1 protein-coding gene is annotated in these 704 nt (G+C 70.9%); it reads right to left on the reverse strand.

The window, feature by feature from the left end; all coding sequences use genetic code 11:
• A partial coding sequence (locus FVW27_RS18200) for a SulP family inorganic anion transporter (RefSeq protein ID WP_243838562.1) occupies window positions 1–704 on the reverse strand: 704 nt, incomplete at both ends.

Consider the following 704-nt stretch of genomic DNA (forward strand, 5'->3'; position numbering starts at 1 on the left):
CCGCGCCCGATGCTGCCACGGCCAGGAACGCGGCGGGCAGGCGGCGGTGCACCCGCGCGATGCCCAGCGCCACGGCCATGGCGAACAGCCCCGTGCCCAGCGCCCACGGGTTGGTCCGGGGCAGGTGGCGCAGGGTCGACAGCACCAGTTCCACGAACGTGGGTGCGTTGCCGATGCTGACGCCAAGCAGGTTCTTGAGTTGCCCCACGGCGATGAGCACCGCCGCCCCGGCGGTAAAGCCCACCATCACCGAATGGGAAATGAAGTGCACCAGTTCGCCCAGCCGGGCGAGGCCCATGAGTACCTGCAACAGCCCGGCCAGGATGGCCACGCCGAACACGTAGGCCATGCGCGTCTCTTCCGGCAGGGCGGACAGGGGCACTCCGTTGACCACGGTTTCGGCCATGGTGGCGAAGAGCAGCATGGCGATGGCGTTGGTGGGCCCGGCGACGAGGTAGCGCGAGGCCCCCCACAGCGCGGCCACGATCACCGGCACGATGGCCGCGTACAGGCCGTACTTGGGATGCACCCCGGCAATGACCGCATAGGCCATGGACTGCGGCAGGGCCACCACGGCCACGGTCAGCGCGGCCAGCGCATCGGCCCGCAACGCCTGCATGGAATAGCCGCGCAGGCTTTCCACGAAGGGCAGGGCGGCGCACAGCAGCTTGTCGCCCAGGCCGCGCGGGGGCACCGGGCAGGCC

The sequence above is a fragment of the Nitratidesulfovibrio liaohensis genome, from assembly GCF_011682075.1.
Lineage (GTDB): Bacteria > Desulfobacterota > Desulfovibrionia > Desulfovibrionales > Desulfovibrionaceae > Cupidesulfovibrio > Cupidesulfovibrio liaohensis.